This is a genomic window from Paenibacillus sp. FSL H8-0317 (assembly GCF_045040685.1).
Lineage (GTDB): Bacteria > Bacillota > Bacilli > Paenibacillales > Paenibacillaceae > Paenibacillus.
In genome coordinates this window covers 4,881,668-4,906,996 of the sequence record NZ_CP150294.1, presented here as the reverse complement: position 1 = coordinate 4,906,996, position 25,329 = coordinate 4,881,668, and the positions used below count along the sequence as shown (strand labels likewise).

Here is a 25,329-nt window from a genome sequence, read left to right as displayed (position 1 = left end):
TATATTTTATATCGTTATTTACGTTCCTATAATGAAGATAATTAAAAAAAAGCATAGAAAAACAGCTGCCGAGAAAATCTCGACAGCTGTTTGGATTGAAACTTTAATGTGATTGCAACGATTAACGGTTGTAGAACTCGACGATTTGTTTTTCATCGATGTCTTGGGACAATTCAGCACGCTCAGGCAAGCGGATGAATTTACCTTCTACAGCTGCTTCGTTGTATTCAACGTATGCTGGAAGATGCGAACGGCCTTCCAAAGCTTCTTTAACGGAAGAAAGAGCGCGGCTCTTCTCACGCAAGCCGATTACATCACCAGTGCTTACTTGGTAAGAAGCGATATCGACTTTTTTACCGTTTACAGTTACGTGACCGTGTGCTACCAACTGACGCGCTCCAGCGCGGGAGTTAGCGAACCCAAGGCGGTAAACGAGGTTGTCAAGGCGGCACTCAAGCAAGAACATGAAGTTCTCACCGGCAATACCTTGCATTTTTTGAGCTTTAGAGAACAGTGTGCGGAATTGCTTCTCGCCCAAACCGTACATGTGGCGCAATTTTTGTTTTTCTTGCAATTGCATACCGTAGTTGCTCATTTTTCTGCGTTGGTTAGCTCCGTGCTGACCTGGAGGGAAAGGGCGTTTCAATTCTTTGCCTGTTCCGCTAAGGGAAATGCCGAGGCGACGGCTCAATTTAAATTTAGGACCAGTGTAACGTGCCATGTTTAAAGTAGCTCCTTTTTAGTTAAAGTTCATATTAGGGCTCTGTTTGCGCTCCAATTTGTTGATGCGGGCTTGGCCTCGCATAGAACGATCAGGAAAGTTCAGCCGCTGTCCTGAAAGCAACAAAAAGAATGAGGGTGACACAACCGGTAATGCCCAAATTTAAAGACCCATTAGTAGTCTTCATCAACAATTTATATTACAGCTTAAGAGAAACAAAGTCAAGCATAGAATAAAAGCAAAAAAACGTCTAAATTTGTCGATAGGTCATTGGGCCTAAAATAATGGGACAATTTTCTGAAATATGGATGCAAAAAAGCTATAAACAGAGTAAAATAGATTGTATCTTAACTTTAAATCATCTTTATGTAACAAGGTTATCGCAACGAATTTGCAGGTTTGCGATAACGTCTGCAGATTAATGCATCCTGGTGGATGCAAAAACGGTGCAAAGGAGCGCCTGACATGTTAGAACATCTAAGAAGTTTACCTGCCAGCTTGAATTCACGAAGTTCGGGCGATTCCGCATCTTTTGCCGCTCCTCGTTCTCATGAAGAGCATGTGTTGTGGATGCAAAAAATGGATATCACACCTTTTGATTTTTCATATTTGGGCAGCTTGCTAGAGCAGGCATACAGTGACTGGAACTCCAGAGTGGGTTCAAGGCTGCCCAGAACATCAACCTTTTACAGCGTTTGGAACACGGAAGGTGATTGCATAGAATACGATAGCGATCATGAAGCTGATCCGGGTGTAAATGCACGCAGGCTGGTATTGGAATGTTTGGATAAGAGACAGGTCCTGTCCCTTAAAGGGACAAGCGAACACGGAGAGTATCTTATAATAACACATCCCTTATTCTCCAGAACAAACAAGGATATGTTTGCCGTATTCACTGCTGTGATCTATGAATCCAATGGATATGAAACGTCTGAAGCTGTGGTTCAATCTGAGGCATTGCATTATCGCACCTGCTTTTACCGAAGATTTGAATACATATTTATGACGGACCTGTTACATGCTCATGAACAAACAGCTCGTGAGGAACACCGGAGGTCCATCCTCTTTCAGATTGTTCAGCGAATGCATGACAAAATGGATGTCGAGGCCATATTGGATGAGGTATTTGACAGTATGGACTACTTGTACCCGGCCACTTATATCAAATTGTATATGTCTCAGGATCAGAGCAATTCTGATCCACGGATTAAACCGTTGCTTGTCCACGAGCGAGGAGAAGATATTTGTGTGCGTTCATTTATGGAAGGTAAGCTGATCGTTGCTCGCTCAGATGATGCAGAGAACCGCATTGTAGATATAGGGATTCCGCTCAAAGGCAAACAAGGCATATACGGTGTGTTCCATATCGAAATGAATGAAGAGATTATGGAAGAATCGGACTTGCAATTGATTACGATGATGGTAGACACTGCAGGAACGGCCTTTGAGAACGCCAAGCTGCATGAACAATCCAATATGTTAATTCAGGAACTTCGTTTAATTAATGATCTTACACAGCGGTTGAACAAAAGCCTGCATCTTTCGGAGATCTATCAATTATCCGAGCAAGAGTTAAAGGAAATATTCCAGGCTGAAACGTGTTGCATTCTTCAACTCAATGACAGTACAAATGACTTCGAAGTCATGTCATCTAACGTGAAAGATGTTTTTCACCAATCCTTTTCTGTAGACTACGGTATCGCAGGTTTGGTGTACCGAACAGAGGAACCACTTATTATAGTTAATTATGCACAGTATGATAAAGTGTCCTCCTTTTTCATGGAAGATACGGGATCCATGTCACTGATTGCATCACCGATCAGAGTCAATGGTGAAGTGAAGGGTGCCATTTTGCTGGGACACAGTAGAGAGCACTACTTTTCATATGATAACTATCGGCTTTTGCAGATGTTATCCATCCATATCGGACTTGCTCTGTCAAATGCCACGCTGCATGCCGAGGTTCGGCGCTTGGCTAATCTGGATATGTTGACAGGTCTGTATGTGAGGCATTATCTGGACAGTGTGATTCACGAGCGACAGGCTCATGAATTCTGTGGCTCCCTCATTGTGGTGGATATTGATCAGTTCAAACAGGTGAATGACACATTCGGACACCAGACGGGGGATCAAGTATTGAAGCAAGTGAGTGAGATCGTCACCAGCTCTGTTCGCTCAGAGGATGTCTGTGCCAGATGGGGTGGAGAAGAACTGGCGATCTATATGCCACAGGTGAGTGTAAGGCAGGCGTTAGATTATGCGGAAGTGATTCGAAAGAGAGTCCAAGAAGAGACCAGACCGCCCGTTACAGTATCCAGTGGCATCGCAGAGTGGAATTGGATGGATGAAAAGGTCAGTGTAGAGTCCTTGTTTTATCGGGCTGATATGGCTTTGTACAGCGCCAAGAATGGTGGTCGGAACAGAATCGTTGTAGAGGAACAGAATGTAACACGTTAAGAGAACAATTCCAATTGCGGAGTCGTTCTCTTTTTTTTGTGCATGGGAGAATCAAGTTGTGTATAGAAGGAAGTATAAGCATATACGGGCGGGGCAATCTATGGAGAAAGTTCACGGAAGGGTGAAGATAGACATGTTTAACCGCCATTCGGTACGTACATTATGGTTATTTGTGAGCATCGTGATTATTGGTGTTCCGGGTTGTGGATTAATCCAGCGAGATCAAACGCCTGAAGAGGTTTTTTCCTTGGCTTTATCGGGGATAGCGGGAAAAGAAACGTTGAGTTTTGAAGGAGAGGCAGGACTTCGACGGGAGAACAGTGGGCTGTTCGAAAATCAGTTCAAATTTGAAGGCAAGCTGGAGAATCATGATCGTCTGACCCTTCAGACCCGGTTACCTGGAGAAGTGACCGCTGTGGGTACAGGCATTCAAACAACTGCCGTAAAAAATAATGGACAGCCCAGTGGGTTTAGCGCCTCTTTCGAGCGGAAACAAGGGCAATGGATGGCATTGTCAGCGCAGCATGAGCCACTCCGTGGGTCTCTTTCTCGTTTTAATCCAATTGCCCAATTGGAGAAGATCGATGAGATGCACAAAACCATTCAATCCGAGTATGGTGCCGGTCGTCGAACCAGAACATTACGGATTGAACTTGCACCGGAAGACGCCAAATCATGGGCTGTAACCCAGCTAAACGACGAGATGAACGCCATTCGGGCAGAATATATGCATAAGGCAGCTACGGTGAAAGGGGCGCGTAAGGAGAAGCTTGAGAAGGATCTGGAGAAAGTTTGGAAACAGGGTGAAACAATGATGCAACAGATGATGAAACAAGCGAGCGTGCAGACGGTATATCATCTCACGGTAGATCGGAAGAGCAGTCTGCCTCTTCGCTTATCCTCTGAAAGTCAGATGAGTTATACGAACAACAACCGTAAAAGTAACAAAGAAGCCCTTGTCACCGATGTTAACTTCAAGTCATATCAATAAACGAAGTGAGGGACTGCCTGCTGACGGGATGACTGTTCGCGTGCTACAATAGTATCGTAATTTACCGTTGTTCAATTCAAGTATGGCAGATGACAGGAGGATTTTACCAAGATGAAAGACCCAAGAATTCAAAAGCTTGCAGCAAACCTGGTGGGCTATTCAGTAGATGTACAGCCTGGTGAAAATGTATTGGTTGAGATGATTGGATCGGAACGTGATCTGATTAACGCCATTATTGAAGAGGTAGGCAAAAAAGGTGGTAACGTCTTTGTACAGTTGACTGATAAAACCGTACAGCGTGCGATGCTAAAAAATGCCACAGAAGAAATGATGAAAACATGGGCAGAGATTGATCTGAACCGTATGAAACAGATGGATTGTTACATCGGTATTCGCGCGGGAGAAAATGTGAATGATCTGTCCGATGTGCCGGAAGAAAAAATGAAAATGTACAATTCATTGTACTCCCACCCGGTACATAGCGAACAACGTGTCAAACATACGAAATGGGTTGTACTTCGTTACCCTAACGCAAGTATGGCGCAACTTGCCAATACAAGTACAGAAGCGTTCGAAGATTTCTACTTCGACGTATGTAACCTGGATTACGCCAAAATGGACAAAGCGCAGGACTCGCTCGCTAACCTGATGAAGCGGACGGACAAAGTTCGTATCACCGGACCAGGAACAGAGCTGAGCTTCTCCATTAAAGATATCGGTGCAGAGAAATGTTCTGGCCAAAAAAATATCCCGGATGGCGAAGTGTACAGTGCCCCTGTGCGTAATTCCGTGAACGGAACGATTAGTTATAACACACCAACACTTTATAACGGAGTGACATTCGAAAATATCAAGTTCACGTTCGAGAATGGAAAAATCATTGAAGCGACAAGTAACGATACAGAGCGTTTGAATGAAATCCTGAATTCGGATGAGGGTGCTCGTCATATCGGTGAATTCGCGATTGGATTTAACCCGCATATTCTGCATCCAATGAAAGATATCCTGTTCGATGAGAAAATCGCAGGCAGCTTGCACTTTACACCGGGTCAGGCATACGAAGAAACGGACAATGGCAACCGCTCGTCCATCCACTGGGATCTGGTATTGATCCAGCGTCCGGATTACGGCGGCGGGGAGATTTATTTTGACGATGTGCTGATTCGCAAAGACGGTATCTTTGTTATTCCTGAGCTGGAATGCCTGAATCCGGACCGTTTGAAGTAGGAGCAGGATTTTGCTGTTGCTAGGAAAGCGGATTCACGGTATCATGTAGTGGTAATTAATAGATGATACCAATAGTAAAAAGACGGAGGGATTCCTATGTCGAGTAATAACGCGGCTGTAGTGGAAATTGCTCAAACAGCAGGCAAGTTTACTTCTTCAATCGTGCTTCATTCGGAGAACAAGTATATTGATGTAAAAAGTATTCTCGGATTGTTTACAACGCTGATCAGCACGCACAGCTATGAACTGCATGTTCATGGTCCAGATGCAGTTGAAGCAAAAGCAGCCATGTCAGAAGTATTTGCCAAGCATGGACTGAATGTAAGCATCGCATCTGAGTAATAGCTCTCAAGAAGCACCTTTGCCTTTTTAGGCAGGGGTGTTTTTTGGCATGAAATGATCTGAATACTCGTCTGGACGTGACTGGAACAGGTGGATTAAGCTTCAACAAAAGGCTTAACTTTGCGGGCTTATTTTGGTCAGGTTCTTGTATTAGCTCTTCATTTCGTCTAATATTAGAGGTAGAACGTCTTTACGCGATTTTTGGGACATAGGGGGGAAAAATGCATGACTTCATCTGATCTGCAGGACCAGCTGAATTTGAAAGCGATCAGTCTTCTTCAAGAAGATGCAGATAAAATACAGAAGCTTATTGAAGTACAGATGGAGAATCTGGCTACCCGCTACTGCCCTCTCTATGAGGAAGTATTGGATACACAGATGTATGGGTTCTCCAAGGAAGTTGATTTTGCTGTTCGTGCAGGGCTCCTTCCAGAAGGTGCAGGTAAGCAGCTGGTTAGCGCGCTTGAGCGGAATTTGGCAATTCTATATGAAGCCTTGAACAAGAAGAATGAGCAATAGCCTGCAAATGCGCGGGTCAGAATAGAAGGCATGCAGGCGTTTATGCATGCTTTTTTTGTGCGTCTGAACGGGGATGGAGATATAGCCAGGCGGAAGGCGTATACAAACAAAGAGACAGCACCGAATATATATTCGGGCTGCCTCTTATAGTTTAGATCGGAAGGTTGTTCTGTCATCGGAGTGTTCAGTGTAAATATTCTTTAGTTCAACTTATATCGCTACGTGAGGGCCTGGTTACACCAGGAAGAAGGATACACCGAGTATGATATATACCACGAGCAGGAGTAAACCTTCGTACCAATTCGTTGAACCATCTTGGGTAATGGACTTTGCAATAAATACGGATACGCCGATGGCGACCAACTCAATCGTTGTAAATACGATATCCATGGTTCTGCCTGTGAAGTAGCTGACAAAAATCAGAACAGGAGCAACGAAGAGTGCGATCTGCAAACTGCTTCCAACCGCAATCTCAACGGCGGCTCCAATTTTATTTTTCATGGCAAGCATGATGGCTGCACTGTGTTCGGCCGCATTACCGATGATGGCGACAAGGAATGCACCGACAAACAGTTCGCTAAGTCCAAATTCCGAAGTGAAGACTTCAAGCGTGCCCACCAGCCATTCACTGACGAAGGCAACCATGACTGTTGCGAGCACCAGGTAGAGAATAGATTTTTTCTTGGACCATGCCGGAGCATGCTCATGAGGTAGCTCTTCATCGCGATCCTCAGTGACGTCTGCAAGGTAGTTCTTATGCGTAACCATGGAGAATAGCAACCACGCAATATACGCGAGAATGAGCAATCCGGCCACGATGAGACTAAGTGTATTGGTGTCTTTCTGTGTAATGGAATGTGTATTGAGAAAGACTGCTGGAATAAACAGGGCAATGATGGCAACAATCATCAGAGAACCATTCAGACCTGCAAGTGAAACATTATAATTCTGAATTTTGAACTTGAGTCCCCCGGCAAAAATACTTAACCCGAGCACTAACAGCAGATTTCCGATGATGGAACCTGTCAGACTTGCTTTGACCATGTCGAACAGTCCCTCTTTGACGAGGAAAATGGCGATGATCAATTCGGCGGCATTGCCGAAGGTTGCATTCAAGAATCCACCCAGCCGCTGTCCGGCGTAGTGGGCCACATTTTCGGTGGCTTTGCCTAAAAAACCGGCCACAAAAATAACCGAAATGGCTGATATCACGAACTGTAGAATCGAATCCCATTTCAAGTAGTGGGCGATGGCACTGAGTGCAAAGAATGCAATCAGCAAAATGGATGAAATCCGGTTTCTCACAACAAACACCTCGGTTATAAATTATTTTGTTTTGAATTACACTGTAAATCGCTTATGAGATTATTTTCATATTTCAATATAACCAAATGGTGGTAGGTTGTAAACGCATCTTTTTGAGTTTAATTTGCTTTTTGGGGTGGAAAGGATTTAAAATACGAGTAACGAAGTGAAGGAGGATGTGGCATGGCAGAACAACTTCAACTGGAGAGCGGAAACATCCGGATTGCCGATGACGTGGTTGCAAAAATTGCCGGAATGGCTGCAATGGAAACGCCCGGAATTGCCGCAATGTCTGGAGGATTGTCAGAGGGCTGGGCGAAGCGACTCAGCGGTAAAAACGTACAGAAAGGCGTGAGCGTTGAGGTCGGCCAGCTGGAAGCAGCCATTGACCTGCGCATCATCGTCCTGTACGAAACCCCGATTCATGAAGTTTCCCGTATGCTTCAGCAGAATGTAAGAGAAGCGGTAGAGACCATGACCGGATTACGCGTGGTTGAAGTCAATGTAAAGGTAGAAGGCGTATCTTTCAAAGGCGACGATCTGTAGAATTCGCAATCCGCAATGGAGGACAGAGCGATATTGACCTGTTCTTCATCTTGATAGACAGAATTGTACCGAGTACACAGAAAAAGGCTGCGCATCCATTGGGTGCACAGCCTTTTTTGTGTTGTTTTTTTATCGAATCCGACGGATGGACTCCCGTGAACGAAGAGCAGGAGAGGTGCGAGTCTGCGTCTGTACAGTCACGGACTTGGTTTTCTCTTCCTTAATCACGTCCAGATTGTTGGTGCGTGAGATACTGAGCAGAATGCCCATGGCAACCATCATCACAAAGAGTGAGGTACCTCCATAACTTATAAACGGAAGCGTGACCCCCGTCACCGGAATGGTCTGAGTTACACCACCGATGTTGATAAATGCCTGAATCGCGATCAGTCCCATGATGCCTATGCCAACCAGTGTTCCGAATGGATCGGGACAGCGCAGAGAGACAATAATTCCTCGCCAGATGAAGTACAGGTAAACAAGCAGGAATAATGCACTTCCGATGAATCCGAGTTCTTCCCCAATTACGGAGAAAATAAAGTCATTATACGCATTTGGCAAATAGTGCAGCTTCATCGTACCTTGTCCAATCCCGGAACCTGTCATGCCGCCATCACCAATGGCAACAAGAGAACGGTAGAGGTTAAGACTTCCGCCATTAATATCGGATAATGGATTCAAGAAAGCCTGAATACGTCCGATCTTGTAGTTCTGCTCCGCAGTGACTGCTGTTGTAGCAGTTGTTGTGTCGGAAGGAGACATGGAAGAAAACAAGGAATTTGCTCCAAACGCCAGTGCCCCACCGAGCACAACCAGGAGAATCGAACCCAGGATATGTTTCATACTGGCTCCACCGGCATAGATCAAGAGACCACAGGTGGACACCAGGATGAAGGTGGTACCGAAGTCTGGCTGCAGCATAATCAGTCCTGCGATGAATCCAACGATGAACAGGACGGGAAAATACCCTGTCTTGAGAACTCTAAATTTCTCGCCTTTTTTGGTAATCAGAGCAGAGAGGTACAGAATAATAGCAATTTTGGCAAACTCGGCAGGCTGAAGACTGAAGCCGACAATTTCAATCCAGCTTCGGGCACCGTTTACCTTCTTACCTGCGACCAACACAATGAGAAGCAGTACCGTAGTGAACAGGAAAAAGGGTGCATAGAGCTTTTTGTACTTGTTGAAGCGGATATTCATGGCAAAAAACATGCCAAATAGACCGATAATCGCCCACATAAGTTGTTTTTTCGTGAAGTAAAGGGCATCATTGTTAAATCTTTCGCTTGCGATTGCAATGCTGGAACTGGAGCTGAATACCATCACCAGTCCAAAGCCCACCAACAATAAAGTGAGGATTAGCAGTTGAAAATCCGGCGTGCCTCTCTTCGTTTTCGTTTGGGCCGTTTGTTGTTTCATCGTTTGGCCCAGCCTATGCTTCCAGCAGTTCTTTGAGCTGCTGTAATTTTTCGGCTGCCAGCTTCACGACTGGTTGCGGAACGGAAGAGTCATAATCCAGGCCGTGAGGGAAAGTGGCTTTGCCAAGGTATACTGCTTCAACAGCAAGAACGGTATCCGGTTTTTCCAATTTGCCTTCCACAGCGCGGGTATTAATGCGTACAAAGTATTCTGAGTTGGTTTGTTCATCTTCAATTTTGTAGTCATATGTAGCACGGTAATATTCCCATTGCCACCGGACAAATCCGACTTTCTCGGCGCTCTCATCCAGGTATGCCAAGTCGCTCTTCAAGCCATCCAAGCCTGTATTCTCAAAAATCATAAGCGTTTGATCCTCCTCATAAGCTTCCGAGTATAATTTCTCGAGTATTTCTCTAGTTCATGATAGTATGTTTCCCCTTCCCGTGCAAGCTTTCCAAAGGCGTTTCGTATCGGTTTTCTTCCAATTCTGCTACAATATACAGCAATAGGTTTGAAGAGGAAGGTTCGGGCTTGATCCAAGTCCCGTTTAAGATTGAAAGGGTGGAGAGACATGACTAATAATATATGGTGGGAAGATCTGCAGATCCACATGGTGGAATGGCGGCGTCACCTTCATCGCAATCCAGAGGTTTCCTTTCATGAGGAGAAGACATCCTCTTTTGTAGCGGATATGTTGGAGAGCTTTGGCGTGGAAGTGAGGCGTCATGTTGGTGGTCACGGGGTCATCGGTACCATTCGTGGGGACAAGCCGGGTCCTGTCGTCATGCTGCGAGCTGACATGGACGCACTGCCAATTCAGGATGAGAAGAATATTGAGTATGCATCACAACAAGCAGGGGCGATGCATGCATGCGGCCACGATGGTCATATCTCAATCTTGCTCGGTACGGCATTGTATTTCAGCCGTCACAAGCAGGAGATCCAAGGCGAGATTCGTTTTTTGTTCCAGCCAGCAGAAGAACTGCTGCCGGGCGGTGCAGTTCAGGTCATTGCGGATGGTGCGCTTGAAGGCGTGGATGTCATATACGGAATTCATCTGTGGACCCCGCTGCCTGTAGGTGTTGTTGCCAGTAAAGCAGGACCGATGATGGCGGCGGCGGACGATTTTTACATTGAGATCAAAGGCAAAGGTGGACATGGCGGGATGCCACAATCCACGATAGATAGTCTTATCGCGGGTTCTGCGCTTGTGATGCAGCTTCAGACCGTTGTCAGTCGTTCGGTTGATCCATTGCAACCCGCGGTGCTGACCATTGGTACAATGCAGGCGGGCTCGGCTCAGAATGTAATTGCAGAGCAATGCAAAATGAGCGGTACGGTAAGAACGTTTGATGAAGAGACCCGAAACGGGATGAAAGAGCGTGTGCTTACCATGGTAGCCCAGACAGGGGCAGCTTATGGAGCAGAAACGCAAGTGAAATATATTATGGGATATCCGCCTGTGGTGAACGATGAACAGGAGACAGCACGTTTCTTCAGAGAAGCTACAGAATTATTTGGGGCAGAACGAGTGCAAGCTTCCCCAATGCTGATGCCAGCGGAAGATTTTGCTTATTATCTACAGAAGGTTCCAGGGTGCTTTATGTTTGTTGGAGCAGGTAACCCGGATAAAAATGCGATCTATCCGCATCATCATCCGATGTTTGATTTTGATGAAGACGCGATGCAGACAGCCGTGAGATTATTTATCGCCATGGCTAAGGGTTACACAGCCGAATGACTTTATAGCCAGTTGGGCATCCTGTTCATACCGAGGTATGGGCAGGATGTTTTTTTGTGGATTTTTATAGATGTTGTTCAAAAAGTCCATCTTCTCGGTACTGAAAACCAGACTTTTTGAACTCGCAATTATAGAGGTTCATTTTCGGAAGCTGCCGGAACTGGACTTTTTTTGTGATAGGAGGAAGGCTCCAAATGGAAGGAACAGAACATATGGTAAGGACAGATGCTTGTATCGTTCAGCGAGATTTTACAGTTTTGCTGGAAGTTGGCCACCCCGGATTCGAAAGAGCAAGAGAGCAGCTTGGGATGTATTCAGAACTGGTTAAGACACCGGCAGCGTTTCATACCTACCGAATCACTCCGTTATCGCTCTGGAATGCGGCTGCGCTGGGATGGAATGCAGATCAGGTCATCGCAAGTTTGGAGCTGGTATCCCGCTGGAACGTACCTGCTGCACTCATACAGGATGTTCGGAGAATCATGGATCAGTATGGCAAATTAAGGCTGCATTCCGAAGCAGATCACACCAGAATGCGTCTTTACAGTGAGGATGAGCGGTTGCTGGATGAATTAAGTGGATTGAAAACGATAGCTGCCTTTCGCATGGAACGCAAGGACGCTCATGAACTACTGCTTCCAGGAGAACAGCGAGGGTTATTAAAAAGGGAATTAACAAGGTTAGGTTACCCCGTACTTGATTACGTGGGGTATCGGGAGGGAACCAAGCTTTCATTCCAATGGCGAACCAATGGTCCGGGGGACCACTCTGAGCAATTTGCGCTGCGTTCTTACCAGAGAGAGGCTGTGGATGCATTCGAAGGTAGTGAGGGCATGGGAGGAAGTGGTTTACTCGTACTTCCTTGCGGGGCAGGCAAAACGGTCATTGGCATGGCCGTGCTGGAGCGGCTTCAATGTGAATGCTTGATTTTAACGTCCAATACAACGTCTGTGCGACAGTGGATTCAGGAAATTCAAGACAAAACCACGATTACCAGCGAACAGATTGGTGAGTATTCAGGTCAGAAAAAACAGGTAAAACCTGTGACTGTAGCTACATATCAGATTCTTACACACCGGAAATCAAAGGATGCTGATTTTACCCACATTAAACTGCTCAGTGAGCGGCAATGGGGGCTGATCATATATGATGAAGTACATTTGCTGCCAGCACCAGTGTTTCGTGCAACTGCGGATATTCAAGCTACGCGAAGACTGGGATTAACGGCTACATTGGTTCGAGAAGATGGCTGTGAACAGGATGTTTTCTCGCTGATTGGTCCAAAGCTCTATGATATGCCGTGGAAACAACTGGAGCAGCAAGGGTGGATTGCTGATGTACAATGTCAGGAGATACGTATCCCGTTTTCCCCGGAACTAAGATCGAATTATCTGCAAGCTGAGGTTAAGCACCAATTTCGATTGGCTGCCGAGAATCCGGCAAAAGTACGTGTAGTCAAGCGTTTGCTGGAACGTCATCGAGATTTACCTGCGTTAGTGATTGGACAATATCTGGATCAACTCGAGTTGATTGCCCGGGAAATTGAAGCACCTCTGATCTCGGGAACCATGTCACAGCAAGAGCGAATCAAATGGTTTGCCGCTTTTCGACGAGGGGAGATTAAAACGATTGTTGTATCCAAGGTTGCCAATTTTGCTGTGGATCTACCCGATGCTGCTGTTGCGCTTGAGATATCCGGAAGTTTCGGGTCAAGGCAGGAAGAGGCACAACGTTTGGGGAGAATTCTGAGACCGAAAGCTGGAGAAAACAAAGCATATTTCTATGCACTGGTATCAGAGGATAGTAAGGAACAGGAGTTTGCATTAAATCGTCAGATGTTCTTGGTGGAGCAAGGATATGAATATGCCATCGTGCATGAGAACGAATAGTTCATTTATACTCGCGAAAAGAGGAGGGATTGGGATATGTCTTCATTTGAACCAATAGATGAGCCTATGGTACTGAATCTTGATTCATGGTCAAAGCTTGCTTTGGTGGAGCAAAAAGTGCTTGGTGCAATTTTTCACAAACATGCCGGTCAGCCTTTTTCCTCCCTCCTGTCGCGAGAACAGTGGGCCATCGAAGGACTAAGTGTCGCAGAAGTCAAATCCTCATTCGTCAACCTTAGGCAGCAAAGATGGATTGAATCTGCATATAAGAGCTGGGGGGAGCAATTATTCTATATTCCTGCTTCACTGATGGAGACATTGACGAGTGCTTACGCACAAAGAGTGGGCATAACCGTTGAACAGATAACACAACATGCTCAAGTACTACAGGAGGGAAAGCCGGATATTGCTGCAGAGTTACTTCATTTGGTCGCGTGGATTGAAAGAGAAGGACTTCCTTTGACAGGTAAAGGCACTATACATAAAAAAAGTGTTCAAAAATTAAGTGTGATCACGGTATTATCTTCGACAGACTTTGAAGGTCTGGGTATCCAATATGAACATTCGGATTTGTATCCGACCCACGTAGCAATCCTTCTCGATCTACTGCTCAGTCTGAATCTCGTTCAGAAGTCAGATGGCCAAATTCAAATTGTAGATCATCGATTACAAAAATGGTTGAAGCTTTCGTGGAGACAGATGCATCGGGAAATATATCAAGCGTGTATGGAAAGATACGGTGAAGCTGAACCCGCGTTGCAGCATTTCCGTTATCAATTGGCAGTGCTTGCTCCAGAAAAAAACATATGGTGCCATATAGAGAATTCGGAATTGAAACCACGAGTCAGGGGCTGGCTCTGCGCACTGGCTGGCTGGGGTTATGGTGAAGTAGGAGAAGATCAGTCGGGAGAGCTGGCATTCCGCTGGTTGATCGAACCGCAGAGCCTGTTAAATCGGGAACAAGAGATGGTAAGTGAGACGGAGCCGTCTGGATTTTACATGCAGCCTGATTTTGAAATGTTGGTGCCGCCGGAAGCAGGGCCTGATGTGATCTGGATGCTTGAGCAATACGCAGAACGGGTGACACGTGATCAAATGTCCATCTACCGTTTGACAAGAGAACGATTCATTTCGGCCATTGCCAGAGGGTATGGACTACATGAAGTGATGGAGTTTCTGGATCAATATGCTCTGACAGGCATACCGGAGAATGTACGGATTGCGTTAGCAGATTGGGGAAAGGGGACGGGTGCTACACCGTTGACTGTAGATCGGAGTATGAAGGTAATGGAGGCAAGTACAGGCCCCACAGATGATCCGAAGTTATCAGAAAAAGATATGTTGAGCGGTGTATATTCTTCTTTCTACACACCCGATAATCAAGGTCTGGTTGATGTTCCTGCTTCTCTGCATGGGTTGGAGCGTGATCATTCTGTCATTGAGAAGAAGTTCTCTCTGTTGGGATTTGAGGAGATACCGGAGACCTGGTACAGGGGGTGGCGTCGATATCATAGTTCAACCGCACGACAGATTGCTGCCAAAGCCATTGAGTGGCAGACCAAGCTGGGTATACAACAGGAAAATCGTACGCAATACCTCATTCCACATCAGGTAGAGGGTCATGAACAATGGACTTTAAGCGGTTGGTGTATGCTGGATTCAAGTGAAAATACATCAGAGACGGAATGGCGTACATTCTCCCCGTCAGAGTGGGATACAATGCGTCTTATCCTGCCAGATGATGTCATAACCTGACTATTTCACGTGAATATCAGGTTGAAAGGCGAATTTTCGAGTTCCCCGTATTTCTAATTGCAGGAAAAACTCTTCTTAACTATTCATGGATATGCTATGATGAGGTAGTCTACGTTAAGTAGAACTTTATATATAGATAGGATGAATATTTCATGAGCGTAGCGGAAATGAACACGGTCGATATGGCCCAAGTGTTAACGGGCGCATATGAACTGGGCGACATGATTAACCAATCTGCCGAAGTATCGGATTATTTATATTGGAAGCAGCAAGTCGAGACTACCCCTGAGATTCAGATGGGGATTCGGAAGCTGAATGCCAAGAAGGAATTGTTTGAAGAAACACAACGTTTCGGTCATTTTCACCCGGATTATCATGCAGCAAAAGACCAGGTGAAGGCTCTGGAACAGGAGTTGGAAAATTTCGAGGCGGTAATCCGCTTCAAACAGGCAGAGAAGTCCCTGGATGATATGTTATTCCAGATGTCAGAGACCATTGCATTTGCAGTGTCAACGACCATTAAGGTACCGAGCAATGATCCGAATCCGAAGGGCGGCTGCGGTAGTGGCGGCAAGTGTGGTTGCAGTTAAGTAATCATTATAGAAGGGCGGGGAACGATGATGTTTGCGGAAAGGACAGGATTCATTATTTGGGTCAGTGATTTGAAGGCTGCCCGTAATCTCGAAAAATATGGCACCGTGCATTATATCTCCCGCCGTATGCATTATGTAGTCATGTATGTTAATGCAGAACGGGCTGATGATACGATGAAAAATGTGAAGCGACTTTCCTATGTGCGCAAGATCGAACGCTCGTATCGTAATGAGATCAAAACCGAGTATGCCAGCAAAACGATGGACAAAACGAGCTTTTACGGAATATAGACGAGAAACTGGAGGGACCCTTTGGGGTCGCTCTTTTCTTGAATTATACACAAATTGGCTATTGTGAAAAAAAGTTAAACTTACGCCTTGAGGTTGCGGGACTAATGTTGTAATATATTTGGTAATAAATAGATAGAAAGTCCTATCTGGTGGAGAGTGATTCCCATGCGTGATAAGGTGATGCAACGTTGGAGCACCTACGAGCCGTTTTTCGTGGCTCTTGGAGACAAGAAAGTGGCCGACATCGTCATTACCCATCATGCCAAGATGCGGTATGCAGACCGTATTGAGCCTGCACGTAGTGATGATGACCATATTGCGGCGTGGTTATGGGAGTGTCTGAAGCAGGACCGAATAACACCATACTACCGTAATGAACAGGACGTCTACCTGATTGATGAGGATCTGGTGGTGGTCGCCGAATTTTCCGAACTTGAAGGAGAATATGATATTGCGGGCAACCCGCTGCACAAAATGATTGTAGTTACGTTTCTGGGACGTATGTCGGAGACCATTGAATTAAGGGACCTGAAGTCATATTATTCATGGTTAAGACATTCAAGAAGAATGACGCTGGTCAAAAATAGCCGTAAGCATAAGTAAGTTGGAGTAGATTCAATATGTTGAACTCATAGATTCAAGTATTATCGCATGCAGACAAGCTGCATGCTTTTTTTGTTGCCAAGCGGGAAATCGGCTACAATGTAGAGAGTGTAATCGAAGAGGGGCGAAGATATGAATTTTCACCAATTGCATATTTTTTATACGGTAGCAGAGAAGGGGAGTTTCTCGGCTGCTGCACAAGCATTACATATGACTCAACCGGCAGTAACGATGCAGATTCAATCATTGGAAGACTATTTTGGCACCAAGTTACTGCATCGTTCCACCAAAAAAATAGAATTATCCGAGGCGGGCCGGACGTTATTACCTCATGCGAAACGGAGTGTAGAGCTGGTCAGACAGACGGACGAAGCGATGTCGGCGTTTACCCAGATGTTACAGGGCCGACTCCAGTTGGGAGCCAGTTTAACAATCGGGGAATATGTGCTTCCACGCATGCTCGGACCATTTGCACTTCAATATCCGGATATTTCCATCGTCATGAAAGTGATGAATACAACGCAAATTATGGATGATATATTGAAGCACCAGCTTAATTTTGGTCTGATTGAAGCGCCAGTGAACCACCCGGACATGATTGTAGAGCCTGTCATGCAGGACGAGCTGAAACTGATTGTACCTGCCGGGCATGATTTGGCTAAGCGCAGCAAAGTGAATATTGAGGATGTAATGAATTATCCTTTTGTGTTGCGTGAGAAGGGCTCGGGTACTCGTCAGGTGATGGAAGACCAATTGCAAAAGAAAAAGATTGATCCACAGGATATGAATGTTGTAATGGAACTTGGCAGTACAGGAGCGGTAAAATCGGCCGTAGAGGCAGGGGTAGGCATTACGATGTTATCTCCTTCTTCGGTGCAGCATGAACTGGCTCTGGGACTTGTTCATATTGTGGATATCCGCGGACTCGAATTCAAAAGGCAGTTCTATGCCATCCATCTAAAATCGTCCTTGTTGCCCCTGTCAGCAGTCGCTTTCCTGAATTATCTGCGTCAGCAGGAGCAGCCTAAGTCGGTACATAAGACGGGAAAGGCATAATCGTTGGCAACATCAATGATAGATAAGATTGAATCATAATCAATTTACACAAAGGAGCTGTTGTTCATGGATCAGCGCCAAGGACGCTGTGATCTTCATACGCATAGTCAGGCTTCAGATGGAATGCAGCCACCTGCTGATAATGTGAAGCTTGCCAAACAAAAAGGGCTATCTGCGGTTGCCCTAACAGACCATGATACAGTAGCCGGTGTAGCGGAAGCGCAACAAGCGGGAAAAGAGTACGATATTGATGTTGTTGCCGGAGTGGAGATCAGCACTCGGGCTGGTGGGAAAGATATTCATGTGCTTGGGTATTATGTGAATACAGAGGATGAGCAGTTCCTGCAACGGTTGCGCGGATTACGAGAAGCGCGAGATGAGCGCAATCATCTGATTATCGCCAAGCTCCAAGAACTTGGGCTTGATATAAGCTGGCAGGAGGTACTGAATGAGCTAGGACGACCGTTAGAGCCGGATGAGAGTATTGGCAGACCTCATATGGCCGATGTGCTGGTGAAGAAGGGATATGCGGTCGACATGCGGGATGCATTTGATCAGTATCTTGCTGAAGGCAAGCCAGGTTTTGTATCTGTACCCCGCGTTGCACCAGAGGATGCGTGCGAGTGGATCAGAGCCGCAGGTGGAGCCGCTGTAATTGCCCATCCGGGTCTATATAATGATGATGAATTGGTGCGACGTATCATCGAAGACTCTCGTCCAGATGGCATTGAGGTGTTTCATTCGGACCATGGCCCGGAAGAGGAACGCAGGTATGGTGAGCTGGCCAAGGAATACGAACTCATTGAAACAGGTGGATCTGATTATCATGGTAAACGGCAAGGTGTTGTTTTCCACGGGGATCTTGGTAGCAAGACCGTAACGGTCGATGTGTTGAAAAGATTGCAGGCGGCTGCAAACAGCAAGAGGTAGTCTAATCTAGACAGGTTAACACTTTATAGGGCTATGAGTTTTTTGTTGTTTATAGAGATACATTCTAAGGTAGGAAGAGCATAGGACATGGAAACATAGTAGGCTAAACCTACATGTATTCATGTCCTTTTTTTGTTAAAAAAAGTCTACGTGATCGAATAGTTTACCCAATCGCCACGTGTAGCCCCAAGACGTTCGAATAATTGCTGTGCCCGCTCATTGGTCACTGCTGTGATCCAAGACATATATGCACATCCATGGTCACGCGTATATTGCTGACAGTGTGCAAATAATTTGGCTTCCGCTTCGCCTTCTCTGAATGTTTCCGTAACGAATAGGTCATTCATGATGGCGAAACGCTCTGCTTTCATCGTGCTGTATGTAAAGAACAGGGTGGAAAATCCAATAAGCTTCCCGTCCTCTTCTGCCACGAATTGCGCACCGATCTGCTGATTAAGCAGGTTGTTGATCAAAAGCTGGATGGATTGATCACCAGGCCAGGGGTTGTTGTAGAATCCCACTACATAGTCATGCATTAATGCCATCAGGGGTTTCAGATCATCAGGTTGAGTTTCTCGAATATGTATGGTCATGGTACACTTCCTTTAACGACAAATTTTATTCATCAATTGAATTATTATACATATAAATGAATTAACATTCAAAAAGAAAGCTAAATAAGCTGAGCTTCACATATCATTCAAACAAGTACTGCAACCGCAAAAATCCCCTGAACCGTTAATGGTCAGGGGATTCTGTCTTTGTTACTTTTACATCTATATAAGTTGAACTAATCATTTACACGATAACGGAGGATAACAGCGATTGGAAGGTTGTTCTGTCATCGTAGTGTCAGTGTAAATAATCTTTAGTTCAATTTATATAGCCTTATCCATTTTTAATCGTGGATGGCAGACTTTTGATCAATTCATCATTTGGCGTAACAAATAAGGTCTTCTGATGATCATAGATGACAAAACCGGGCTTCGCACCACTTGGTTTGCGCACATGACGGATAAACGTGTAATCCACAGGTACACTGCTTGATTCTTTGGCTTGGCTGAAATAGGCAGCAAGCTGTGCTGCTTCTTCCAATGTAGCTTCACCAAAGTCCGTACTGCGAATAACAACATGTGAACCTGGAATGTCTTTGGTATGCAACCAGGTGTCGTTGGAAGAAGCGAGACGGTTGGTCACGTACTCATTCTGCAGGTTGTTTTTGCCCACAAGAATATCAATCCCCTCGGAGGAGGTGAACTGGTGTACGGTTGGACGGTCACTTTTCTTCTTCTTTTTACCCTTTTTATTGCGGTCACGAAGGTATCCTTGCTGCACAAGCTCGTCCCGTATTTCCTCAATGTCATTCATCGATGCAATAGAGAGCTGCTGTAACAGGTTATCGAGATAGTCAATCTCGTCTTTGGTTTTGCCAAGCTGCTCATGAATGACAGCCAGACTGTTCTTGTATTTGTTATACCGCTTGAAATAACGTTGTGCGTTGTCAGATGGTGTAAGCAGCGGATCAAGCTGAATGGTAATGTTGGCTTGGTCTTCATCGTAGAAGTTCACAAGCTCCACGCTCTTGTCCCCTTTGTGGACCTGATGCAGGGAGGCAAACAGCAACTCACCCCATAGTTTGAACTTGTCCGCATCATCCGCTTCCAGAAGGTCCTTGTTCAAGTTGTCCAGCTTTTTGATGTTCTTGCTTCGCTCATTCTGCAGAAAACGGAGCAGATCACTTACTCTTTGTTTTACCGTGTCCCGTTCAGCCTTGTCTCCGTAATAATCTTCCATGCACTTGCTCATCGTGTCATAGGTTTTCTCCACGTCCTGAATGCTCTGAAGATGAACGGCCGAGAAAATCATTTTGCCTTTGGCGTTCATTCCGGTTACAGGCGTGTAGATATGATCTCTGACAGGCCCCATCACGGCTTCAAAAGCGTTCCAGAGTGCACCAGCCTCAACTTGGCTCTCACCCTCCACCACAGCCTGAGTGCTCACTGGGCCTTCAGCAGCAATCCCACGTGCAGCAATCTCTCCCGCAATTAACGGGCTAAGACCGCTAAAGGAGTTCACAAGCCAGCGTGATGCCTCTTCTTCAGCGGCATGATAGCTGTCCTCGAATGCCGTACGACTTACTTCGAGCGGATTACTTTTATGTTGTTCGGGGGGAGCGGTATACGAGAATCCAGGCATGATTACCCGGTAGCTGCTGATGGACGGAGTCACATGATGAATACCATCCAGAATCGTTCCAGTTACAGGATCAAGCAAAATAATATTACTGTGACGCCCCATCAATTCAATGATGATCCGTTTAACCGATACATCCCCGAGTTCGTCGCGCTGGCGCACATTGATGTGAATAATACGCTCCATGCCAATCTGACGGATCTCCTCAATGATTGCACCTTCACAGTGCTTACGGAGCAACATGCAGAACATGGGTGCTTCCGTCGGGTTAAGGAAAGTCTTTTCTGTATAATGCACACGGGGATAGGTTGGGCTAGCCGAAACAAGCAATTTACTATTTCCGCGCTGAGCACGCAGGGTGAGAACTACGTCATGGCCATTCGGCTGATGGATTTTGCTGATACGTCCACCAATGCAGCCTTGCAGTTCATGAACAATGGCCCGTGTTACAATGCCGTCCAATGCCATTTTTTCCACTTCCTCTCTCTATCGAGCATCTGCATTTATCATGCCAAATGCTTCATCTATATAACTGAAACGTGCAACCAGGTATGTAAAAAAACAAGGACTGGCTACAGATTCTTCGTTGCTTGCCTGTTGAACGCTTGAATTGGTACTGCGCAGAACATCGCAGACTTTTATTTTAGCCTATTCTGTCCATCAGGGAAAGGATTCACCTTCCGGGTGCTAATCACAGACCTGTCCGAATACATATAGAGCAGGTAGTTTGTCCGGCATAGTGTACAGCCTGTCGACCAGCGCGCCGGTGAGTCATGTGAGCTTATTTTGCAGATGAAATACAGACTGGGAGGGAAACTTGAAGCATGGAACATACCAAGTGGCATCAACTTAGTGATGAAGAGCTTCGTAACACTCTTGGCGTCAGCCCGCAGGAAGGATTGACGGATGAAGCTGTAGCAGAGAAGAGGAAAGTGGTCGGTTCGAATGAACTGAGCGAGGGGAAACGCATTTCTCCAATTACATTGCTCTTGAATCAGTTCAAGGATTTTATGGTGCTGGTGTTGATGGGAGCAACGTTGGTATCCGGATTACTGGGTGAGTATCTGGATGCAGTAACGATTGTGGCTATTATCGTACTGAATGCAATTCTGGGGTTTGTACAGGAATTCCGGGCTGAACGATCTCTTCGTGCATTGAAACAGTTGTCTGCACCTCTTGCCAAAGTGCTTCGTTCAGGCCAGGAAGTACACCTTGCCGCCAAACAACTTGTCCCCGGGGATATTGTCATGGTGGAGAGTGGGGACCGTATACCCGCGGATGTGCGCTGGCTGCAAACGAACAGTCTGGATGTCGAGGAGTCGGCACTTACCGGGGAATCGGTTCCTGTAAGCAAACATTGCTTGCCGATTGCGGACGAGGACGTTCCGCTGGGTGATCAGAAGAATATTGGTTTTATGGGTACCATGGTCACTCGTGGCACAGCCAAAGGTGTGGTCATTCGTACAGGGATGGAGACGGAGATGGGGAAAATCGCCGATCTGATCCAAAATACGGAGGAGCAAGAAACACCTTTGCAGCACAGGCTGGAGCAATTGGGCAAAATTCTGATTTTTGTCGCATTGGGATTAACCATAATGGTTGTCGTCGCAGGGATATTGCACGGACAACCAGCCGTTGGCATGTTTCTGGCTGGGGTCAGCCTCGCGGTGGCTGCCATACCGGAGGGTCTGCCGGCCATTGTAACCATTGCACTCGCACTAGGCGTACAGCGTATGATCAAACGTAAGGCCATTGTACGCAAACTGCCTTCCGTCGAAACTCTGGGCTGTGCATCTGTAATCTGTTCGGATAAGACAGGTACGCTCACCCAGAACAAGATGACAGTAACGGATGTGTGGCTGGAGGGACGTAACATCAAGGTTACCGGGGATGGTTACACACCTGAAGGACAGATGCTGGAGAACGGTCGCATGGTGGAACTGAAGAGTGACCAGTCCCTGCGCAGAATGCTTCAGATTAGTGCGCTTTGCAACAATGCGAGTATTGTGGAAAGTGTTGCAAGCGAGGTGGGGAGCAAGAAAAAGGGCAAGGATAACAAAAAGGACAGCAAGAAAAACACGAAAAAAGGTGATCTTCAAGAAGAAACCGTTCAACGAGATAATGTACTCTGGGAGCTGAAAGGTGATCCGACGGAAGGGGCACTCGTCACACTGGCCTCCAAAATGGGGCTTACTCCTGCCGGACTCAAAGAGTTGTATGCCCGCCAGCAGGAATTCCCGTTTGATTCGGAGCGAAAACGCATGTCGGTCCTGGTTCATCATCAGGGAGGCCGAATGATCTATACCAAAGGTGCCCCGGATGTGTTGATCGGACACTGCAGTTATATTTTGTGGGAAGGCAAGGTCGTACCTTTCACTGGAACGCTGCGACAGAAAGTGATGGCAGCTAACGAGAGCATGGCCGGAGCGGCACTGCGTGTCCTCGGAATGGCCTATCGTGAAGTGCGACCGGAAGAAAAAGTGGCTGACGAACACGCCGCCGAGAGTCAGCTTGTCTTCGTAGGACTTGCAGGTATGATAGATCCACCGCGTCGTGAAGTGCGAGATGCAATTGCAACATGCCGCAAAGCAGGCATTCGTACCGTCATGATCACAGGTGATCATGGAACAACGGCAGAAGCCATTGCGCATCAGTTGGGGATTCTTCCACGCGGAGGCGCATCGTTAAGTGGTCAGCAACTTGCAGGCATGACAGACGAGCAACTGGATAAACAGGTAGAGGGCATATATGTGTTCTCAAGAGTGTCTCCTGAACACAAACTTCGCATCGTGAAATCGTTACAGCGCAAAGGGCATGTCGTCGCGATGACGGGTGATGGAGTGAACGATGCTCCGGCGATTAAAGCGGCTGACATCGGGATTGCGATGGGCATCACAGGCACAGATGTGACGAAGGAAGCTTCGGCGCTCATTCTGAGTGATGATAACTTCTCAACGATTGTGGCTGCGATTGAAGAAGGCCGTAATATTTATGAGAACATTCGCAAGTTTATCCGTTATTTGCTGGCGTCGAACGTGGGCGAAATATTGACAATGTTCTTTGCAATGATGATGGGCTTGCCGCTGCCACTCGTGCCTATTCAGATTCTGTGGGTTAACCTGGTGACGGATGGTTTGCCTGCAATGGCGCTGGGGGTAGATCAGCCTGAAAAAGATCTGATGGAACACAAACCCCGTGGAGCAAAGGAAAACATTTTTGCCCGCAGACTGGGTTGGAAAATCGTCAGCCGGGGTGTGTTGATTGGATTATGCACACTCGGAGCGTTCTGGCTTACCTTACAGGCTGCACCGGAGAATCCGGGTCAACTCATCAAGGCACAGTCTGTAGCTTTTGCTACACTCGTTTTGGCGCAACTTATCCATGTTTTTGATTGCCGTAGTTCACGGTCCATCTTCCACCGGAATCCTTTACAGAACAAATATCTGGTTCTTGCGGTGATTTCATCGGTTGTACTGATGCTGGTTGTCATGTACGTTGAACCATTGCAGCCAATCTTCAAAACCGTACCTCTGGGATTGCGTGAATGGGCGCTCTGTATCGTTGCTGCGGGCATTCCAACGTTCCTTATGGGCGCAGGCAGCGTGTGGGGTGGTCGTCGTAACCGCCGCCGTATGGGTGGTTCTGGCCGCTTCGTACCGAAAAGTACAAAGTTTTCAGCATAAAATCAATACCTTTTCCTTACCCATTTCGTTATGCTATCCTCAAAATGATTCAAAGCGGCAGCTTTGGCATTTTGCAGGATAGCTTTTTTTGTGTAAATATTGAATATGAATTTCTATGGTAATCCTGTAGAAGAGCAAGAATATAGCTTTGGCAGCAGACTGCCAAAAGGAGTGGGCAAGATTATGGAATTTACGAAAATGCATGGACTTGGTAACGATTTTATCGTTGTATTTGGTGAAAAGGAGCTTCCGGCAGATGCAGCAGAATTGGCTGTGAAATGGTGCAGCCGTTTCTTTGGCATTGGTGCGGACGGCCTGGTTTATATACTGCCTTCGGAGAAGGCGGACTTTCAGATGCGTATCATGAATTCGGACGGTTCGGAAGCAGAGCAGTGCGGTAATGCCATTCGCTGTGTATCCAAATATGTATACGATCATGGTCACGTGAACCAGGAGCAGATCACCATTGAAACGATTGGTGCAGGGGTACAACCTGTGAGTCTCAACATTCGTGATGGTAAAGTGGAAACGGTACGTGTCGACATGGGTGAGCCGATCCTGAATGGTCTTCAAGTGCCTACAACGGTGGATGCCAACCCAGTGGTTGATCACTACATTGAAGCGAATGGACATGCGTTCAAATTCACTGCCGTATCCATGGGTAACCCACATGCGGTTATCTATGTAGATGACGCTGTGAATTTTGACCTCACAACTTGGGGACCACTTCTTGAAGTGCATCCGATGTTTCCAAAAAAAATCAATGTGGAATTCGCCACAGTTCGTGACCGTGGATATGTGGACATGCGTGTATGGGAACGCGGAGCGGGTCCAACACTCGCTTGTGGAACCGGAGCTTGTGCGACACTGGTATCCTCTGTCCTGAACGGACATACAGATCGTACAGCTGTTATCAGCCTCAAGGGTGGGGATCTGCACATTGAGTGGAATGAAGCTGACAATCATGTGTACATGACTGGACCTGCTGAAGTTGTTTTTAAAGGAATCACTTCATAAAAAAGTGAAAGGTTTAACCAAAGGGGCCTGTGGGCCTCTTTTTTTGTCAAA

Annotated in this window: 22 protein-coding genes; 16 read left to right on the top strand and 6 right to left on the bottom strand. The window is 46.3% G+C overall.

The genetic code is table 11. The features are described from left to right. Nucleotides 1-121: 121 nt before the first annotated feature. Entirely contained in the window at nucleotides 122-721 is a 600-nt protein-coding gene (gene rpsD, locus MHB43_RS21990; RefSeq protein WP_062835377.1) for a 30S ribosomal protein S4, read from the bottom strand. A gap of 465 nt (nucleotides 722-1,186) precedes the next feature. Here rpsD and MHB43_RS21985 point away from each other — a divergent pair, with 465 nt between their 5' ends. The 5 genes from MHB43_RS21985 to MHB43_RS21965 all read left to right on the top strand — a co-directional run bounded on the left by MHB43_RS21985 (nucleotide 1,187) and on the right by MHB43_RS21965 (nucleotide 6,257). Beyond that, complete coding sequence (locus MHB43_RS21985; protein WP_405117977.1) at nucleotides 1,187-3,178, top strand: diguanylate cyclase; 1,992 nt, start codon at nucleotides 1,187-1,189, stop codon at nucleotides 3,176-3,178. Nucleotides 3,179-3,278: 100 nt separating this feature from the next. Then, nucleotides 3,279-4,169: a hypothetical protein gene (locus MHB43_RS21980; RefSeq protein WP_405117976.1), complete on the top strand. Its 891-nt coding sequence runs from the start codon at nucleotides 3,279-3,281 to the stop codon at nucleotides 4,167-4,169. Nucleotides 4,170-4,280: 111 nt separating this feature from the next. Then, nucleotides 4,281-5,396, top strand: a complete 1,116-nt coding sequence (locus MHB43_RS21975) for an aminopeptidase (RefSeq protein ID WP_076211404.1) — start codon at nucleotides 4,281-4,283, stop codon at nucleotides 5,394-5,396. A 96-nt stretch (nucleotides 5,397-5,492) separates the two neighbouring features. Next, a complete protein-coding gene (locus MHB43_RS21970; protein WP_036614658.1) occupies nucleotides 5,493-5,738 on the top strand; it encodes an HPr family phosphocarrier protein in 246 nt (81 codons plus the stop codon). Between the two features lie 225 nt (nucleotides 5,739-5,963). Then, on the top strand, nucleotides 5,964-6,257 hold the full coding sequence (locus MHB43_RS21965; protein ID WP_017687426.1) for a YlaN family protein: 294 nt from the start codon (nucleotides 5,964-5,966) through the stop codon (nucleotides 6,255-6,257). A 234-nt stretch (nucleotides 6,258-6,491) separates the two neighbouring features. Here the strand turns inward: MHB43_RS21965 and cax are convergent, their stop codons facing one another. Continuing rightward, entirely contained in the window at nucleotides 6,492-7,562 is a 1,071-nt protein-coding gene (gene cax / locus MHB43_RS21960; RefSeq protein WP_036674882.1) for a calcium/proton exchanger, read from the bottom strand. Between the two features lie 183 nt (nucleotides 7,563-7,745). Here cax and MHB43_RS21955 point away from each other — a divergent pair, with 183 nt between their 5' ends. Continuing rightward, entirely contained in the window at nucleotides 7,746-8,108 is a 363-nt protein-coding gene (locus MHB43_RS21955) for an Asp23/Gls24 family envelope stress response protein (RefSeq protein WP_017687428.1), read from the top strand. A 129-nt stretch (nucleotides 8,109-8,237) separates the two neighbouring features. On the opposite strand, the gene ftsW is transcribed toward MHB43_RS21955, so the two are convergent. Continuing rightward, nucleotides 8,238-9,527: a putative lipid II flippase FtsW gene (gene ftsW, locus MHB43_RS21950; RefSeq protein ID WP_339177830.1), complete on the bottom strand. Its 1,290-nt coding sequence runs from the start codon at nucleotides 9,525-9,527 to the stop codon at nucleotides 8,238-8,240. 13 nt (nucleotides 9,528-9,540) lie between these two features. After that, entirely contained in the window at nucleotides 9,541-9,888 is a 348-nt protein-coding gene (locus MHB43_RS21945; RefSeq protein ID WP_074095774.1) for a YugN family protein, read from the bottom strand. Between the two features lie 210 nt (nucleotides 9,889-10,098). Between MHB43_RS21945 and MHB43_RS21940 the strand changes: the two genes are divergently transcribed. The 8 genes from MHB43_RS21940 to MHB43_RS21905 all read left to right on the top strand — a co-directional run bounded on the left by MHB43_RS21940 (nucleotide 10,099) and on the right by MHB43_RS21905 (nucleotide 18,385). Then, a complete protein-coding gene (locus MHB43_RS21940; protein WP_076318910.1) occupies nucleotides 10,099-11,268 on the top strand; it encodes a M20 family metallopeptidase in 1,170 nt (389 codons plus the stop codon). 194 nt (nucleotides 11,269-11,462) lie between these two features. After that, nucleotides 11,463-13,157: a DNA repair helicase XPB gene (locus MHB43_RS21935; RefSeq protein ID WP_339177826.1), complete on the top strand. Its 1,695-nt coding sequence runs from the start codon at nucleotides 11,463-11,465 to the stop codon at nucleotides 13,155-13,157. A gap of 36 nt (nucleotides 13,158-13,193) precedes the next feature. Continuing rightward, nucleotides 13,194-14,912 carry a helicase-associated domain-containing protein gene (locus MHB43_RS21930; RefSeq protein WP_339177824.1) on the top strand — a complete coding sequence of 573 codons (1,719 nt, stop codon included), beginning with the start codon at nucleotides 13,194-13,196 and terminating at the stop codon, nucleotides 14,910-14,912. Nucleotides 14,913-15,064: 152 nt separating this feature from the next. Next, entirely contained in the window at nucleotides 15,065-15,502 is a 438-nt protein-coding gene (locus MHB43_RS21925) for a YlbF family regulator (protein WP_036614642.1), read from the top strand. A gap of 30 nt (nucleotides 15,503-15,532) precedes the next feature. Continuing rightward, a complete protein-coding gene (locus tag MHB43_RS21920; RefSeq protein WP_026080981.1) occupies nucleotides 15,533-15,796 on the top strand; it encodes a YlbG family protein in 264 nt (87 codons plus the stop codon). A gap of 165 nt (nucleotides 15,797-15,961) precedes the next feature. Then, the gene (locus MHB43_RS21915) at nucleotides 15,962-16,399 is read left to right on the top strand and encodes a hypothetical protein (RefSeq protein ID WP_017687436.1); all 438 of its coding nucleotides are present in this window, start codon (nucleotides 15,962-15,964) and stop codon (nucleotides 16,397-16,399) included. Between the two features lie 132 nt (nucleotides 16,400-16,531). After that, nucleotides 16,532-17,455: a selenium metabolism-associated LysR family transcriptional regulator gene (locus MHB43_RS21910; protein ID WP_221825328.1), complete on the top strand. Its 924-nt coding sequence runs from the start codon at nucleotides 16,532-16,534 to the stop codon at nucleotides 17,453-17,455. 66 nt (nucleotides 17,456-17,521) lie between these two features. Beyond that, nucleotides 17,522-18,385, top strand: a complete 864-nt coding sequence (locus tag MHB43_RS21905; protein WP_339177819.1) for a PHP domain-containing protein — start codon at nucleotides 17,522-17,524, stop codon at nucleotides 18,383-18,385. A gap of 146 nt (nucleotides 18,386-18,531) precedes the next feature. On the opposite strand, the gene MHB43_RS21900 is transcribed toward MHB43_RS21905, so the two are convergent. Both MHB43_RS21900 and MHB43_RS21895 read right to left on the bottom strand, forming a co-directional pair. Beyond that, on the bottom strand, nucleotides 18,532-18,978 hold the full coding sequence (locus tag MHB43_RS21900) for a GNAT family N-acetyltransferase (protein ID WP_339177816.1): 447 nt from the start codon (nucleotides 18,976-18,978) through the stop codon (nucleotides 18,532-18,534). 295 nt (nucleotides 18,979-19,273) lie between these two features. Next, nucleotides 19,274-21,046: an NFACT RNA binding domain-containing protein gene (locus tag MHB43_RS21895; RefSeq protein WP_339185422.1), complete on the bottom strand. Its 1,773-nt coding sequence runs from the start codon at nucleotides 21,044-21,046 to the stop codon at nucleotides 19,274-19,276. A gap of 356 nt (nucleotides 21,047-21,402) precedes the next feature. Between MHB43_RS21895 and MHB43_RS21890 the strand changes: the two genes are divergently transcribed. Together MHB43_RS21890 and dapF are read left to right on the top strand one after the other, a co-directional pair. Next, on the top strand, nucleotides 21,403-24,261 hold the full coding sequence (locus tag MHB43_RS21890; RefSeq protein WP_339177814.1) for a cation-translocating P-type ATPase: 2,859 nt from the start codon (nucleotides 21,403-21,405) through the stop codon (nucleotides 24,259-24,261). A gap of 183 nt (nucleotides 24,262-24,444) precedes the next feature. Next, nucleotides 24,445-25,278: a diaminopimelate epimerase gene (gene dapF, locus MHB43_RS21885; RefSeq protein WP_339185421.1), complete on the top strand. Its 834-nt coding sequence runs from the start codon at nucleotides 24,445-24,447 to the stop codon at nucleotides 25,276-25,278. Nucleotides 25,279-25,329 lie beyond the last annotated feature (51 nt).